The sequence below is a fragment of the Gordonia sp. p3-SID1431 genome (assembly GCF_025143765.1).
Lineage (GTDB): Bacteria > Actinomycetota > Actinomycetes > Mycobacteriales > Mycobacteriaceae > Gordonia > Gordonia hongkongensis.
The window spans coordinates 13,260-28,759 of the sequence record NZ_JAMBDT010000064.1 but is presented as its reverse complement, the minus strand read 5'-3'; the positions used below and the strand labels follow the sequence as shown (position 1 = coordinate 28,759).

Annotated in this window: 10 protein-coding genes and 2 pseudogenes; 4 read left to right on the top strand and 8 right to left on the bottom strand. The window is 67.7% G+C overall.

The annotated features are described in order from the left end of the window. Positions 1–413: 413 nt before the first annotated feature. The gene (locus M4D77_RS15910; protein WP_259936660.1) at positions 414–1,364 is read right to left on the bottom strand and encodes a proline dehydrogenase family protein; all 951 of its coding nucleotides are present in this window, start codon (positions 1,362–1,364) and stop codon (positions 414–416) included. Next, positions 1,364–3,010 carry an L-glutamate gamma-semialdehyde dehydrogenase gene (gene pruA / locus M4D77_RS15905; RefSeq protein WP_259936659.1) on the bottom strand — a complete coding sequence of 549 codons (1,647 nt, stop codon included), beginning with the start codon at positions 3,008–3,010 and terminating at the stop codon, positions 1,364–1,366. The genes M4D77_RS15910 and pruA overlap by 1 nt, the downstream gene beginning before the upstream one ends. 74 nt (positions 3,011–3,084) lie before the next feature. Between pruA and M4D77_RS15900 the strand changes: the two genes are divergently transcribed. After that, entirely contained in the window at positions 3,085–4,683 is a 1,599-nt protein-coding gene (locus tag M4D77_RS15900) for a CdaR family transcriptional regulator (RefSeq protein ID WP_259936658.1), read from the top strand. A 76-nt stretch (positions 4,684–4,759) separates the two neighbouring features. Next, positions 4,760–5,638: an SDR family NAD(P)-dependent oxidoreductase gene (locus tag M4D77_RS15895; RefSeq protein WP_203235900.1), complete on the top strand. Its 879-nt coding sequence runs from the start codon at positions 4,760–4,762 to the stop codon at positions 5,636–5,638. Between the two features lie 3 nt (positions 5,639–5,641). On the opposite strand, the gene M4D77_RS15890 is transcribed toward M4D77_RS15895, so the two are convergent. From M4D77_RS15890 to M4D77_RS15875, 4 genes and pseudogenes are all read right to left on the bottom strand, one after another. Continuing rightward, entirely contained in the window at positions 5,642–6,073 is a 432-nt protein-coding gene (locus M4D77_RS15890; RefSeq protein ID WP_259936657.1) for a MerR family transcriptional regulator, read from the bottom strand. 20 nt (positions 6,074–6,093) lie between these two features. Then, positions 6,094–7,593, bottom strand: coding sequence for a SulP family inorganic anion transporter (locus tag M4D77_RS15885; protein WP_159371846.1), 1,500 nt, complete (start codon positions 7,591–7,593; stop codon positions 6,094–6,096). A gap of 238 nt (positions 7,594–7,831) precedes the next feature. Next, complete coding sequence (locus M4D77_RS15880) at positions 7,832–10,003, bottom strand: glutamine synthetase III (protein WP_058251564.1); 2,172 nt, start codon at positions 10,001–10,003, stop codon at positions 7,832–7,834. Between the two features lie 201 nt (positions 10,004–10,204). After that, positions 10,205–11,416, bottom strand: a pseudogene (locus M4D77_RS15875) (gamma-glutamyltransferase family protein); the annotation flags it as partial. On the opposite strand from M4D77_RS15875, the pseudogene M4D77_RS15870 reads away from it, so the two are divergent. Continuing rightward, a pseudogene (locus M4D77_RS15870) lies at positions 11,414–11,752 on the top strand (SRPBCC family protein); the annotation flags it as partial. The pseudogenes M4D77_RS15875 and M4D77_RS15870 overlap by 3 nt on opposite strands. On the opposite strand, the gene M4D77_RS15865 reads toward M4D77_RS15870, so the two are convergent. Then, positions 11,749–13,395 (bottom strand): MFS transporter, encoded by a 1,647-nt coding sequence (locus M4D77_RS15865; protein WP_065630805.1) that lies wholly within the window; start codon positions 13,393–13,395, stop codon positions 11,749–11,751. The pseudogene M4D77_RS15870 and the gene M4D77_RS15865 overlap by 4 nt on opposite strands. 52 nt (positions 13,396–13,447) lie before the next feature. Then, complete coding sequence (locus tag M4D77_RS15860; protein WP_259936656.1) at positions 13,448–14,113, bottom strand: TetR/AcrR family transcriptional regulator; 666 nt, start codon at positions 14,111–14,113, stop codon at positions 13,448–13,450. Positions 14,114–14,264: 151 nt separating this feature from the next. Between M4D77_RS15860 and M4D77_RS15855 the strand changes: the two genes are divergently transcribed. Next, complete coding sequence (locus tag M4D77_RS15855) at positions 14,265–15,488, top strand: oxygenase MpaB family protein (protein WP_058251559.1); 1,224 nt, start codon at positions 14,265–14,267, stop codon at positions 15,486–15,488. Positions 15,489–15,500 lie beyond the last annotated feature (12 nt).

Here is a 15,500-nt window from a genome sequence, read left to right as displayed (position 1 = left end):
CCGGAACTCCCACATCGAAACTGACCGAAAACCGCCCACTTTCAGGTCAGGAGATCCACATTCGTTCGATTTCGAGGGTTTTCCACAGGCACGAGACACGCGAATTCGTCCGCTGTGCAGTGTTTTTGGTTGACAGTGCGTGATTCGCGTTGACTGTCGGGACTATCTCGCGTATCTGCCCGATTTGTGACCGGCAGACTTCAACTCGATTCCCAGACCTCGATCGAAGTCTGCCGGTCGAGTCGAAGTCTGGCGGTCGCCGGCCCACCGCCCTCTGGTAGTTGCTGTGCTCGACCCCGCGGGCGGCTTTCCGCGCTCCGGCAACCGCAGATCCAGCGTTTCGGATCAGGAAGCAGTGGCCCAGTGCCGCACAGTCAACGAAAACCGACGCACAGTCGACTGGTCGGGGGGCCTCACCCGGCCAGTGCGCGCAGAAAGAACCCCAGGTTCGCCGGACGTTCGGCCAGGCGTCGGACCAGGTACCCGTACCACTGCTCGCCGTAGGGGATGTAGACCCGGACACGTGCGCCGGCGGCTGCCAACCGGCGCTGCTCGTCGGCCCGTACTCCGTACAGCATCTGGTGTTCCCAGCTGTCCGGCGCGCGACCGAATTCGTCGGCGAGGATTCTCGCGGCGTCGATCATCGTGGGGTCGTGGCTGGCGACCATCGGATAACCGGAGCCCTTCATCAGTATCCGGAGGCACCGCAGATAGCTGTCGTCGACCTGGCGGCGGTCGGTGAACGCGACCGCGGGCGGTTCGGCATAAGCGCCTTTACACAACCGGATTCGGGCGCCCGACGCCGCGAATTCGGCGCAGTCGTCCTCGGTGCGGCGCAGGCAGGCCTGCAGCACGGTCCCGGTCTCCGGGAACTCGGAGCGCAACGACCGCACGATCGCCAGCCGCTGGTCGACGGTGGTGTGATCCTCGGCGTCCACGGTGACCACGACGTCCAGGCCATCGGCCGCCTCGACGATCGTGCGCGCGTTCTCCTCGGCGATCTTCGCGCCGTGCTCCGGCAGTGCGAGACCGAGCGCGGTCAGCTTCAGCGACACCTCCAACGACCCGGCAGGTGCCGGACGGCGTCCAGACAGAGACTCGAGCAGAGCCAGATACGCGGTCACCGTGGCGTCCGCCTGGGATTCGTCGAGGGTGTCCTCGCCCAGGAAGTCGACCGAGACGGAGAGTCCATCGGCGAGTTCGGCCCCGACGGCGGCCATGGCGGCGTCGAGCGATTCGCCCGGCACGAATCGGCGGACCACTCGTCCGGTGACCGGCCACCGCTGGGACGAGTCCTTGATCCGTTCGCTGCGCGATGCCGCGACGATCGCGGGCCGCAGCACGGTGTCGAACACGGACCCCATCACAGCGCCGTCCAGTCGGCGACCATGTGCGGATACGACGAGGTGGTGGGCGGTGAGAAGGTCTCCTTGATCGTGCGCGTCGAGGTCCAGCGCATCAGGTTCTGCTTCGACCCGGCTTTGTCGTTGGTTCCCGACGCCCGGCCGCCGCCGAAGGGTTGCTGCCCGACCACGGCGCCGGTCGGCTTGTCATTGACGTAGAAGTTGCCCGCCGCGTTCCGCAGCCGGTCGGAGGCAAGGGCCACCGCGGCGACATCGGTCGCCATGACCGACCCCGTGAGTGCGTACTGCGCCGTCGAGTCGACCAGGCCGAGAATGTTCTCGTAGTCGGCGTCGTCGTAGACGTGAACCGCGAGGATCGGACCGAAGTACTCCGTGGCGAACGCCTCGTCGGTCGGGTCGTCGGACACCAGTACCGTGGGTCGGACGAAGTACCCCTCGGTGTCATCGCAGACGCCGCCGACCGCGACGGTCAGCGACGCCGACGACTTGGCCCGGTCGATGGCCGCGACCTGCTTGTCGAACGCGCGTCGATCGATCACCGCACCACCGAAGTTCGTCAGATCTCGGACGTCGCCATAGGCGAGTTCGTCGGCCTCGCCGAGGAACTCGTCACCCATCCGCTCCCACACCGACCTGGCGACATACGCGCGCGACGCCGCCGAACACTTCTGTCCCTGATACTCGAAAGCGCCGCGCGTCAACGCCGTTCGCAACGCATGAGGTTCGGCCGAGGCGTGCGCGACGATGAAGTCCTTGCCACCGGTCTCGCCGACGAGGCGCGGATAGTTCCGGTAGTGCTCGATGTTGGCACCGACCTCACGCCACAGATGACGGAACGTCCTCGTCGACCCGGTGAAATGGATCCCGGCCAGATCCTCATCGGCGAGAACGACATCCGAGACCGCGGCACCGTCGCCGTGGACGAGGTTGATCACCCCGGGCGGCAATCCGGCGGCCTCGAGCAGCGCCATGGTCAACTGCGCCGAGTACGCCTGGGTGGGGGAGGGTTTCCAGACGACGGTGTTGCCCATCAACACGGGGGCGGTGGGCAGATTGGCGGCGATGGCGGTGAAGTTGAACGGGGTCACGGCGTAGACGAACCCGTCCAGTGGACGGTGGTCGAGCCGGTTCCACACCCCGGGCGACGACTCCGGTTGCTCGGCGAGGATCTCACGCGCGAAGGCCACGTTGAACCGCCAGAAGTCGACGAGCTCGCATGGGGCGTCGATCTCGGCCTGCTGCACCGACTTCGACTGGCCGAGCATCGTCGCCGCCGCGATCCGCTCGCGCCACGGCCCGGCCAGCAGCTCGGCGGCGCGCAGGATCACGGCCGCGCGGTCGTCGAAGCTCGTGTGAGCCCAGTCGGCGGCGGCGGCGCGGGCGGCGTCCACCGCGGCGCGGGCGTCGTCGTGGGTGGCATTGGTGATGAAGCCGAGTACCTCGCGGTGTGCGTGGGGCTGGACGACGTCGATCTCCTTACCCGCCCCGAGGCTCAGGTGGCCGCCGATGATGTGCGGGAACTCGCGGCGGCCGGCATGCGACTGTCGCGCCAGCTCGTCGACGATGCGCGCACGCTCGGGCGAACCGGGGGCATAGCTGTGGACGGGTTCGTTCGACGGTCGAGGGGGAGTGGTGATGGCATCCATGACCTCAGTCCACCGTCCCTTTCGACGTCGCGATATGGCCGATCAGCCGAGGTGGGGCTCGTAGTCTTGTCCGTATGGACAAGAATGCCGGTATCGCGCTCGGGCGGTTGGTCCTCGCCCTTGACCAGACCGTCGCGACCCTGGTCTCGTCGCCCCGCGGTCTCGACGCGCCGGTGTCGACGATGGCGATGGTCGACGCCGACGACGTGCACTACGGGCTCGGGCATGCCGCCCGATCGGCCGACCTGTTCCTCCTGGTCGGACTCACCGATGACGTCGTCGTGGAGTGGCTCGGCGGCCTCGGCGCGCACCGCCCGGTCGCCGTACTGGCCAAGAACCCCGCACAGACCCTGGTCGGCCTCGCCGATCGACTGGGCATCGCGGTCATCGCCATCGATCCGCACGCCCGCTGGGAACGCATCTACAACCTCGTCACCCGGGTGCTCGACGCGGCACGCGGCGCGGTCGGGAGCGGCGAGTCCATGGAGTCGGGAAGCACCGGCGACCTGTTCGAGCTCGCCGGGGAGGTCGCCCGCCGGACCGGTGGTCTGGTCAGCATCGAGGACGAGCACGCGCACGTCCTGGCCTACAGCTCGGCCGGTGAGGAGGCCGACGAGTTGCGCAGACTGTCGATCCTGGGCCGCGAGGGGCCGCCGGAGATGCTGGCCTGGCTGCGGGAGTGGGGCGTGATGGACGCGGTCCGGAAGTCGTCCGGAGTCGTGATGGTCGACGCACGCACCGATCTCGGACTTCGGCCGCGTCGCGCGGTCGCCATCCGTCCGGCGTCGGGCCCACCCGGCGATCGCTCCGACGTCCTGATGGGGGTTGTCTGGCTGCAGGAGGGGTCGCGCCCGCCGGCCCGCGACACCGACGAGGTACTCGTCGGCGCCGCAGCTGTTGCGGCCCGGGTGATCTCGCGACGGCGTTCGGCAGGCTCCGACCACGATCAGCGGGTCCGGCGACTCCTCGGTGTCGGCGGAGTCCCGGTCGACACAGACCACCTCGCCGCCCAGCTCGGCATCGCGCCGACCGCCACGGTGACGGTCGTGGGGTTCACGGCCCCCGACGGCATCCGCGCCGGGCAGGTCTCGGCGCTCATGCTGCACGCCAGCGCTTTCAGTCCGCTGTCGGTCACGGTCACGATCGGTGACCGCGCGTACGTCGTGCTCCCCGGCGTCCCGCTCGACGACGCCGTCACGTGGGCGCGGATCTCCGTCGACGCCGCCGACCGCCAGTTCGCCGTATCGGCACGCGCGGTCGTCGCCGGCCCCGACACCATCGCCGCCGCAACCGATCTGCGTTCTGCGATCGATCGTGTCCTCGACGCCGCCGGTCGCGACGCCGACCTGATCGACGACGTCACCACCGTCGAGCGATCCCGCACCGGGGTGCTGCTCGCCGAGATCATCGGATTGCTCTCGGAGAACCCCGATCTCGTCGACAGCCGGGTCGCCGGGCTCGCGGATCTCGACACTCGCAGCGGCAGCGAGTTCACCGCGTCGTTGCGCGCCTACCTCGACCATTTCGGTGACGTCCGCGCGGCAGCGGCGGCGCTGCACGTCCATCCGAACACCTTGCGCTACCGCATCCGTCGCGTGCAGACCCTGACCGGGATGGATCTCGACGACCCGGCGACGCGTCTCGTCGTGGCACTGTCCCTGCGCGTTCGGTGAGAGTCGCTGCGCCCCCGAGTCCCACCGCCGGCCGAGTGCCACCCCGCCCGGTCATCCGGTGGGTACCGTGGCGCCCATGCCCTCATCGTCGAAGGCCCTGTCCGACCTGACCGGCACGCGGGTCGTCGTCACCGGTGCGACGAACGGTATCGGGATGGCCACCGCCCGCGCGCTCGCCCGGGCCGGTGCGCAGGTGGTCCTGGCCGTCCGCGACACCGATCTCGGCGCCCGGCGCGCACGGGAATTCGGCGGTGAGTGCGAGGTGATCCGGCTGGATCTCGCCGACCTCGCCTCGGTGCGGACCTTCGTCGAGGAACTCGACGGTCCGGTCGATGTGCTGGTCAACAACGCCGGCATGTTCCCGCATCAGCATCGGACTACGCGGGACGGTTTCGAACTCGGCATGGGCACCAATTTCCTCGGGCCGTTCGCCCTGACCAATCTGCTCCTGCCGCGCATCAGGCGGCAGATCGTGTCCGTGGGTTCGGAGGGGCATCGCCGCGCCCGCATCGACCCCGCCGACCTGGACCTCCGACGCACACGGTGGTCGCCGCCGCGGGCCTACACCGGGTCGAAACTCGCGGTGATGCTGTGGGGCCTCGAACTCGACCGACGGTTGCGCGACGTCGGGTCGCCGGTGACCTCGATGCTCACCGATCCCGGCTGGGCCGCGTCGAACATCTCGAACAAGCCGGGCCTGGGCGTTCTGCACCGCGCGGCGCAGGGCCTGGCGGGTGTCGTCGGCAACGATCTCGACGCCGGCGCGGCACCCACCCTGCACTGTCTGACCGAGCCGATCCCGCCGGGCAGCTACGTGGGGGTCGACGGACCGTGGGGACTGCGCGGCCGACCGGTGCTGTCGGGCCGGTCGCTCACGGCGTGCGACTACGAACTGGCCGGTCGACTGTGGACGGAGGCCGAGGCCCGCACCGGTACCCGGTGGCCGCTGGGGTAGTGCTTACGTCGCCCTACCGGCGGACGCGGGATCGGTCAGTCGATCCGACAGCTGGGCGGTGAGTTCGTGCGCATACTCCAGTTGCCGCTCGAGCTTCTCGCACGCCAGTCGTGCGCGCTGCCGGAACTCCGCGACCTCCTCGAGTGCCGCCCGCCGGTCCGCCGGAGCCGCGTCGGTGTCGTCGAGGACACTCTCGGCGTGCAGGAGTGCGCGCATGTCGTCGAGGGTGAAACCGAGTGGCTTCATCCGCCGGATCACGAACAGCCGATCGATGTCGGCCCGGGTGTACAGCCGGAAGCCCCCGGCCGAGCGAGCGGACGGGACGACCAGACCGACCTCGTCGTAGTGGCGGATCGTCTTGATGGACAACCCGGTTTCCGTTGCCACCGCGCCGATCTGCAGGTGCTCGGCGGTGTCGGTCCCGTCGTCGGTCACAACCTGTCCTCTCTGCCCGGTCAGCCCTCGCCGCCGAGCTGCCCGCTGAGACGTCGATGACGTTCGGCGCTGTGGTCGTCGAGGCCGACGATGGTGGCCGTCTTGCCCTTGGCTGCGTACTTGGTGGTGACGGCATCGAGCGTAGCGACCGTCGACGCGTCCCAGATGTGTGCGCCGCTCATGTCGATGACGACGTCGTCCGGGTCGCCGACATAGTCGAACTGGTACACGAGGTCGTTGCTGGACGCGAAGAACAACTCGCCCCGCACCGCATAGACGCGGGTTCCGGGTTCGGGATCGGCGACATCGACCACCTCCGTGAAGTGGGCGACCCGGCGCGCGAACAGGACCATCGCCGTCAGGACGCCCACGATCACCCCGTACGCGAGATTGTGGGTGGCCACGGTGACGACGACGGTCGCGACCATCACCGCGGTCTCGCTCTTCGGCATGCGCCGCAACGTCTTCGGGTTGACGCTGTGCCAATCCAGGGTGCCGACCGACACCATGATCATGACGGCGACGAGCGCGGCCATCGGGATCAGCGCGACGATGTCACCCAGCCCGACGACCAGGATGAGCAGGAAGAGTCCGGCCAGAAACGTCGAGATGCGGGTGCGGGCCCGGGACTCCTTGACGTTGATCATGGTCTGGCCGATCATCGCGCACCCGCCCATGCCGCCGAAGAGACCGGTCACGATGTTGGCGATGCCCTGACCGGCGGCCTCACGCGTCTTGTCGGAATGGGTGTCCGTGAGGTCGTCGACGAACTTCGCCGTCATCAAGGACTCGAGCAGTCCGACGAGCGCCATGGTGAACGCGTAGGGGGCGATGACCGACAGCGTCTCCCAGTTCAGCGGGACGTCGGGAAAGAACAACGTGGGCAGACTGTCCGGCAGGTCGCCCTCGTCGCCGACGTCGGGAACGGAGAACCCGACCGCGAGCGTGACCGCAGTGAGTACCACGATCGCCACCAGGGGCGACGGGATGACAGTCGTGAGTTTCGGCAGCAGGACGATCATCGCTATCCCGGCTGCGACGAGGGGATACACCAGCCACGGGACCCCCAGCAGGTGGGGGAGTTGAGCCGTGAAGATGAGGATGGCCAGCGCGTTGACGAATCCGACCATCACGCTGCGCGGGATGAACCGCATCAGACGGGCGACACCCAATGCGCCGAGGACGATCTGGATGACCCCGGCGAGGAGCACCGCGGCGATCAGGTGATCCAGGCCGTGACTGGCGACCAAGGGCGCCACCACCAGCGCCACCGCCCCGGTGGCGGCGGAGATCATCGCCGGACGGCCGCCGACGATGGCGATCGTCACCGCCATCGTGAACGAGGCGAACAGGCCCACTCGCGGATCGACTCCGGCGATGATCGAGAACGAGATGGCCTCGGGGATGAGCGCGAGCGCGACCACGAGACCGGCGAGGACCTCGGTACGCAGGCGCCGCGGGGAGCGCAGGGTCGCCAGCACCGACTGTTGTCGGGCAGGAGTCAGCACCTCGGCCGTCATCGGCGTCTCGACTTTCGTGAGGTAACGGAAACGTCTGTCGCGGAAGGGGTCACCCACCCTCGCGGGCGTCGGGCGATTCCGACGGCCGACGCCGCCCCGCAGGACGGGCCAACTCTACCCTCACGGGAGGGTAGAGATGCAAATGCGGGGGCGCGGATGGGCGTCACGCCACACGACTCCAGGCGCGCAACAACACGCCCCCTGCGCGATGCGCAGGGGGCGTGCCGACGATGCGGGATCAGAGAATCGTGAGCATCTCGTTGTAGGTCGGCAGCGGCCACAGATCGTCGGCGACGATGGACTCGAGGGTGTCGGCGACCTCGCGGACCGCGGCCATGGCCGGGACCAGTTTCTCCAGCGCGTACTTCGACTCCTCGAAGGTGGACTCGCCGTGCATGCCGGCGATACCGGCATCGAGGGCCGTCAACCCGTCGTGCAACGTGCTGATCAGTCCGGTCAGTTCCTCGAGCAGCGGTGTGGGAGCCTCGATTCCGGCCATCTTGAGCGACGCCGCGGTCCCGGCGAGCTCACCCTGGTACCGGATCGCGGCCGGCATGATCATCGTCTTGGCGATCTCCGCGGTCTCCTTGGCCTCGACGAGGAGGGTGAGCGCGTAGTACTCGAAGATGACGTCCTCGCGGGCCTCGAGCTCGCGGGCCGACAGCACGCCGTACTTCTCGAAGATCTCGACGACCTCCGGCGAGGTGTACTCCGTCACCGCGTCGACCGTCGTCCGTAGGTTCTTCAGTCCGCGGGCGGCGGCCTCTTCCTGCCATTCGTCGGAGTAGCCGTTGCCGTTGAAGATGACCGAGCCGTGGGCATTGACGATCTCCTGCAACACCTTCTGGACGGCGTCCGCGAGTTCGAGACCGTCGGCGAGGAGCTTCTCGAGGTCCGAGGCGATGAAGTCGATGGAGTCGGCGAGGATCGTGTTGATGGCGACCATGGGATCGGAGATCGACTGATTGGAACCCGGTGCGCGGTACTCGAACCGGTTGCCGGTGAACGCGAAGGGGCTGGTGCGGTTGCGATCCCCCGGATCGGCTTTGAGGGGCGGCAGGGTGTCGACCCCGAGTTCGATGACCCCCGCGGCCTTGGAACCGGTGGCGCCGCCCTTGGCGATCTGCTCGAAGACGTCCATCAGCTGGTCGCCGAGGAAGATCGAGATGATCGCCGGCGGAGCCTCATTGGCGCCGAGACGATGATCGTTCGACGCCGAGGCGACCGCCGCGCGGAGGAGCCCGCCGTAGAGGTGCACCGAGCGGATGATCGCGCCGCAGAAGGTCAGGAACTGCATGTTCTCGTGCGGGGTGTCGCCGGGATTGAGCAGGTTGCCCTGATTGGCGTTGCCGAGCGAGAAGTTGACGTGCTTGCCCGAACCGTTGACGCCGGAGAACGGCTTCTCGTGCAGCAGGCATTTCATGCCGTACTTCTCGGCGACGGCCTTCATCGTGGTCATCATCAGCTGCTGATGGTCGTGGGCGAGGACCGACCGCTCGAAGACCGGTGCGATCTCGAACTGGCCGGGCGCGACCTCGTTGTGCCGGGTCTTCGCCGGGATCCCCTGCTTGAACAGCTCGCGGTCGAGTTCGATCATGAACGACAGCACGCGTTCCGGGATGGCACCGAAGTAGTGGTCGTCGAACTCCTGGCCCTTCGACGGCGGTGCGCCGAACAGGGTTCGGTTGCAGGTCATGAGATCTGGTCGCGCATAGAAGAAGTGCTCGTCGATCAGGAAGTACTCCTGCTCGGCGCCGGCGTAGGAGACGACGGTGTCGACGTCGTCGTGGCCGAAGAGGCGGAGCAACCGCATGGCCTGCTTGCTCATGGCCTGTTGGCTGCGCAGGAGCGGGGTCTTCTTGTCGAGGGCCTCGCCGGTCCACGAGATGAAGATCGTCGGGATGCAGAGGGTGTTGCCGTTCGGGTTCTCCAGGATGTACGCCGGGCTGGTGACGTCCCAGCCCGTGTAACCGCGGGCTTCGAAGGTGCCGCGCAGACCGCCGTTGGGGAAGCTCGACGCGTCGGGCTCGCCCTGCAGCAGCGTCTTGCCCGCGAACTCGGCGAGCGATGCACCGGTGGAGTCGGGTTCGAGGAATGAGTCGTGTTTCTCGGCCGTGAAACCGGTGAGCGGGTAGAAGACGTGGGCGTAGTGGGTGGCGCCCTTCTCGATGGCCCAGTCCTTCATGGCCACCGCGACGTAATCGGCGAGGGTGGGGTCGAGCGCGCAGCCGGTGTCGACGGTTGCGGCGACCGCCTTGAAGACGTGCTTGGGCAGCCGCTTCTTCATGACCGACAGGCTGAACACATTGCGCCCGAACGTGTCTGCGAGGGGTTCGGTGAACCCCGGCGCCGACACGTCGTAGGTCGTCACGGCCTCGATCGCCTGTCGGCGGGACATGCTGCCACTCATGGATACTCCTGGATGATCTGGGCCCCCCTGTGCGCGGGGGCGCACGACGACGTCGCTACGCCGTTTGTCGCAATTGCGAGCGCTTCGACGCTATGAGCTGGGTGTATGCGCCCGATTGCCCCTGTGTGACGCCGAGGAAAACTAGTGCCCCTCGGAACCGATCGGGGCAACGCCGTTTTCGAGAACCCGTGGCGCGACGGTCTACCGCAGCGTCGCGTTGTCGCCCATCACCGCGCCCTCGCGGCGCGGATCGGCGCCGCCGATCCAGCCGCCGCCGTGTCGCAGCAGTGCGCTGAGCCCGCTCGACTGTTCCTCGACCGACACCTCGGCTCCGCGTTCCCGGAGGCCGCGGACCAACGGATCGTGTGCGCCGTCGTCCGTGGTGTCGACGAGCGGGTGTTCGCCGCCGACGTTGGAGGTCGGGGTGTTGGCCGAGCCGAAGTCGATCATCGACACGGCCTGCTGGGGATCGAGGCCCCAGTCCAGCATCCCGACGATCGTCTTGACGACGAACTGGATGATCACTGACCCGCCGGGGGAACCCAGGGCCGCGACCACCTCGGCCGGCGCTCCGTCGGCGCCGGGCTGCAGAACGAGTGTGGGCGCCATCGATGAGCGCGGCCGCTTGCCCGGCGAGACCCGGTTGGCGAGCAGCGTCCCGTCGTCGTCGCGGGGTTCGGCGGAGAAGTCGGTCAACTCGTTGTTGAGTAGGAACCCGTCGACCATGTGGTAACTGCCGAAGGCGGATTCGATGGTCGTCGTCATCGTGGCGACGTTGCCGTACCGGTCGGCGACGGTGATGTGACTGGTTCCGTGTTCGGTGCCCGGGTGCGACCCCAGGGGCACCGGTCCGAGGTCACCCGCCGGCGCCTCGCCGAGCGAGGAGTCGGGTGAGATGAGCGCTGCCCGGGACCGCAGATAGGCCGGATCGAGGATGGTCGTGACCCCGCGCCCGGGCAGCGGGACGAAGTCCGGGTCGGCCACGTACTTGTCGCGATCGGCGTAGGCGAGGCGTTCGGCCTCGGTGACGAGGTGCACGGCGGCCGGGTCGGGACGCCCGCCGTCGGCGTCGAGATCGGACGGCGGCATCGACGGCAGATCGAAGTTCGCCAGGATGCCCAGCGCCGACGCGACGGCGATCCCGCCGGACGACGGTCCGGGCATGGCCACTATCTGTCGCCCCCGATAGGTGGTGACCACCGGCTTCCGGGCGATCGCACGGTAGTCGCGTAGATCCTGCTCGGTCATCAGGCTCGGTGTCATGCCGCCCGCGGTGCTGCCGGCCTCGGCGACGATGGCTCGGGCGAGCGGCCCGTCGTACATCGCGCCCGCGCCGTCGGCGGCGAGGGTGCCGAGCGTCTTGGCGTACGCGGGGTTGACGAGCCGCGTGCCCGCCGGCTTCGCGGCACCGTCACCCGGTTCGAGCCGACGACGGAGAAGACCAGCGGACTCGGCGCGAAGTTCGCGGTCTCGATGGACGTCGGGCCGAAGACACTGAAGTCGGTGGTCGAGTGCACCGAGTACGTCGAGAACGAGCTCATCGAGTTGAAGGCCGTCGAGGGTTTCGACGCGAACACGACGTGGCGGTTCGCCGACGCGGACGGTGGATCGGGCACCGAACTCGACGTCGAGATCAATTACAACCTCCCCGGCGGTATGGCGGGCAAGCTCCTCGGCAAGGTCGTGGGTCCGTTCGCCGCTCAGGCGGTGCGGCACACGGAAGCGACGATCAGGAAGAAGATCGACTAGGAGCCGGATTTCGGCTCGGGCTCGGCAGACTGCCGTTCGAGCGCCGGACCGGGTTCCGGTATCCGGTTGGGCAGGTGCCGCGAGAACAGCAACGCCAGCACGAGCAGGCCGAAGACGACGAACAGCGACTGCTGCAGGGCCGCGATCTGCGAATCCGAATAGGCCTGTGACACCGCCTGTGCGGACTCCTCCGAGCCGCCCGCTTCGAGGACGAGGGTGCGCGCCTCGTCGGCGGAGATGATCGGCACTCCCTGGTCGTCGACGGCGGCGACGATGCGTTGCTGGTCGATGGGAGAGAGGTTCTCGGCGTCGTTGACCGCCGACACGAAGCCCGACGACAGCATGAGCAGGAAGACCGATCCCGCGACCGCGGTGCCGAACGACGACCCCAGGTTCTGGAAGGTGCCCTGCAGGCCGCCGACCTCCGAGGTGTCCTTCTCCTCGACGGCGGACATGTTGACGTTGCCGAGTTGTGAAGCGAGCAGACCGAAGCCGGCGCCGACCACGAACATGCCCGCGGCGAAGGCGGCGTTGCGCAGATCGATTCCCACCGAGGCGATGACGAGGAGTGTCCCCAGCGCCATCGTGATCTGTCCGCCGCGGGCGATGAACCGTGCGGAACGCCGTGCGGTGAGCCAGGATCCGAGGATCGAGAACAGGACGAGCCCGACCGAGAGCGGCAGGATCTTCACCCCGGTCTGCAGTGCGTCGCGTCCGAGCATCGTCTGCAGGTACACGGGGACCACGAAGAAGAGGGCGGCGATCGCGAAGTACTGGGCGAGGAATCCGCCGAGTCCGCTTCGGAGAGCAGCGATGCGGAAGAGTTCGACACGCAGCAGCGGTTGGCGGCCGGACGTCGCCAGGGTGCGCTGCCGCAGGACGAACAACCAGAGCACGACGACCCCGGCGAGCAACAGGTATGCCACGGGGGAGACGCCCAGCGGGGCGATCTCGTCCCCGCCGATCTCCGGCGGATGCTGCGGCTTCAGCCAACCCCACGTCTTCGACTGCAGGACGCCGTAGACGATCAGCGACAGGCCGCCGGCGGATGCCACGACGCTGAGGGGGTCGATGCGTACCTCCGGGTCGCGGGGTACGTCACGAATCAGCTTGGCCGCGAACAGGACCGCTACCATGACGACGGTCTCGGCGACGAACACGTAGCGCCACGACAGATAGGTGGTCATCACGCCACCGAGCAGCGGGCCGACGGCGGCGGCCAGCCCGGTGACCGCGCCCAGGATCGAGAATGCGGTGACCCGGGCCTTGCCCGTGTAGTTGATGGCGGCCAGCGATGCGATCGCGGGGATGACGAGCACCGCGCCCAGCCCCTCGACGAGTGACCAGCCGATGAGCAGGACGGTCAGGTTGGGACTCAGCGCCGTGGTCAGCGAGCCGATGCCGTAGATGACCGCACCGATCTTGAATGCTCTTGCGCGCCCCATCAAGTCGCCGAGCTTGCCTCCGGTCAGCATGAAGGCGGCCATCGTCAGCGCATAGAAGGTGATCGCGGCCTGCATGCCGGTGATCGAGGTCCCGAGGTCGTCGGCCACGACCGAGATGGACACGTTCATCACGGTGCTGTCGAGCACCATCACGAACTGTGAGACGGCCAGGATGATGATCACAGACCAAGAGCGCATCGTCAGTCTCCTCAGATGTGGTGAGCGCTCTGATCTTTACAGGTTCGGCGGTTTACTGCGCGGGATTGAGCATCGGTACGAGGAACTGGCGCGCCACCGTGGCGAGCTGCGCGTCGTCGGTGATGTCGACGACGCGGCTGGGCACGGTGAGGAACGACGCGGAGATGCGGACCATCATCTCGGCCACGAGATCGACGTCGAGTTCGTCGGAGATGTTGCCCGCCAGCTGTTCCCGGCGCAGCTGGGCGGCGACGAAGTGCTGGACCGTCGCGAGCAGCATGCCGTCGCCGCCGATCATCGATTCGATCAGCATGCTGGGCTCGGCGTCGCTGATCTCACCGATGAGCGGGTTGCCGGCGATCGCCCGCAGCGAACCGACGAACCCGACGACGACGCGGTCGGCCACGGTGTCGGCGCGGGGGATCTCCGCGCGGAACCGGTCGAAGTACCGGCGGAACTCGCGGAGCACCACCTGGTCGACCAGGGCGTCCTTGGTGGCGAACTTGCGATACAGGGTGACCCTCGTGACGCCGGCGCTCTTCGCCACCTTCTCCATCGGCGTCCTTTGCACGCCCAGTCGGCAGAAGAGTTCGAAGGCCGCGTCGAGCAGACGTTCGGCGGTGGGATCGGCGGCCTCGTCGGACTGAGCCGCGGATTCGAGAAACGCCCGCTGGAGAAGCGAGCTGGACAGCGGAGCGCCGGACGGCTGCGTGGTCATTCGCCTCACCCCCTTCCTCACATCATGACCGCATGAGCTTCCATGATCGCAAAATTCGCGAAAGAGGTGTGTTCTGGACCACGCGGTGGTAACAATGATACAAGGATACGTTGTTTGTCACATTGATACATGGAAGTGATGGGACGGGGTCATGGAAGATCTGAACAGGCGGAACCTGATACGCGCGGGCGGTGTCGTCGGCGCAGCCGGTGCGGTCGCGGCGCTCTCGCAGACGACGCCGTGGACGTGGTCGCCGGCGAACTCGGTGCCCGGCCGTGGGCGCGGCGCGGACCCGCGGCAGCTGTGGGACGACGAGGCCGACCCGGTGATCGCCAAGGTCATCGACAGCGGGCAGGTGCGCAACGTCAATCGCCTGCTGCGCACGTGGCATCGTAACTCGCAGCCGCTGCCCGCCGGGCTGCCCTCGGAACTGCGCGACTTCATGGAGCACGCTCGTCAGCTGCCCGCGTGGGCCGACCAGGCCAAGCTGGCCGACGCGGTCCGATTCAACCAGAAGCGCGGAACCTACCTCGGCGTCCTGTACGGCTTCGCCAGCGGCATGATGAGCACCGTCATCCCGCGCGAGGCCCGGTCGGTCTACTACTCCAAGGGCGGATGGGACCTCAAAGACCGCATCACCAAGACCGCGAAGCTCGGATACGACATCGGATCGCTCAACGCCTATCAGCCCGGCGGCGAGATGATTGTGACCTGCGTGAAGACCCGCATGGCGCATGCCGGCGTGCGCCACCTCCTGCCGCAGTCGCCGCACTGGGTGCACGGCGCGACGGAGAAGAAGCCGATCAGTCAGGCCGACATCATGGTCACCTGGCACAGCCTGCCGACGACCGTCATGCGCAACTTCGACAAGTGGAACGTCCCGATCGCGGCCGACGAATCCGCCGGATTCCTGCATTCGTGGCAGATCACCGCTCGCCTGCTGGGCGTCCAGGACGAGTACATCCCCGCCTCCTGGGCCGCCGCCGACTCGCAGGCGCAGCAGGTCCTCGACCCGATCCTGGCGCCGACCCCCGAGGGTCGCAAGCTCGCCGACATGCTGCTCGACCTCGGCATGAACCTCGACCTCTCGCTGATCTCGCGCGGCGTCCTGGGGGCGCTCACGCGATTCGTGCTCGGTGACAAGGTCGCCAACTGGTATCAGATCCCGCGGGAGCCCGTGTGGAGCCCGCTGCTCGAGACGGCGTGGGGTCCGTACGTACAGATCCGCGAGGGCCTGCTCAACGTCGGCATGCCGCGTGAGGCGTACTGGCTGTTCGACGAGTTCCTCCGCCAGTTCGTGCTCTTCTACATGTCCGAACTGCGGATGCCGATCAACATCGAGATCCCGGTGATCAACAACCCGAAGTACAACTAGCCAGAAACTAGC